Here is a 779-nt window from a genome sequence, read left to right on the forward strand (position 1 = left end):
CGGACACCGCGCCGTCGGTCACCACGGCCGACTGGTCCGGCACGCCCAGGTCGGCAACGATGGCCGAGCGCAGCGCTTCCATGCCCAGCGGTGGCGCGTAGGCGTGAAAGCTCTCGTCGTCGATGGCATCGTGCAGCGCCTTTCGCACGGCCGGGTGCAGCGGAAAGTGGTTGGTGTTCTGGCCCAGCCACATCAGGTCGGGGTTGGTGAACAGGCGGTCGAAATACTGGTTGCGGGTTTCGGCGTCGCTCGTCACGGCCGGCACTGCAGCGGCGGGGTTCAGCGCTGCGTTCATGCCGCGAGCCTCCGGGCCTGTTCGGCCTCGACCACTTTCTTGCTGGTCTTGATGATCGAGCCGCGTGCGGCGATGCCGCCGTCGATGGTCACCACCGTGCCGGTGATGTAGCCCGCGCGCGGCGAGGCCAGGAACACCATCAGCTCGGCGACTTCCTCCGGCGTGGCCGGCCGGCCGCCCGGGTAGTTGTCGAACAGCTCTTCCCAGCGGCCTTCGTCGCCGTGCGTATCGAGCGACCGGCGCTTCATGAGCTTGACCATGCGGTCGGTGGCCACCGGGCCGGGGTTCACGCCCACCACGCGGATGCCGTCGTCCAGGCTCACGCCGCCCAGGGCGCGCGTGAAGGCCATCACTGCCGCATTGCCGGTAGAGCCGGCGATGTAGTTGGCGTCCCAGTTCTCGCCGGAGTTGCCGATGTCGTTGACGATCACGCCACCGCCCGCGGCCTTCATGCGCGCGTAGTAGATCTGGCTGAGCTCCATGT

General features: G+C 68.3%; 2 protein-coding genes. Both read right to left on the minus strand.

Translation table 11 applies throughout. The features are described 5' to 3' along the window. The coding region (locus tag ACSFA3_RS24415) for an aminotransferase class I/II-fold pyridoxal phosphate-dependent enzyme (RefSeq protein WP_435507962.1) at nt 1-295 on the minus strand (295 nt) is incomplete at its 3' end. Continuing rightward, nucleotides 292-779, minus strand: a 488-nt coding sequence (locus ACSFA3_RS24420; RefSeq protein ID WP_435507963.1) for an SDR family oxidoreductase, incomplete at its 5' end; no start/stop codon positions are given. The genes ACSFA3_RS24420 and ACSFA3_RS24415, both read right to left, overlap by 4 nt.

Source organism: Variovorax glucosi (assembly GCF_051216695.1).
Taxonomy (GTDB): Bacteria; Pseudomonadota; Gammaproteobacteria; order Burkholderiales; family Burkholderiaceae_C; genus Variovorax.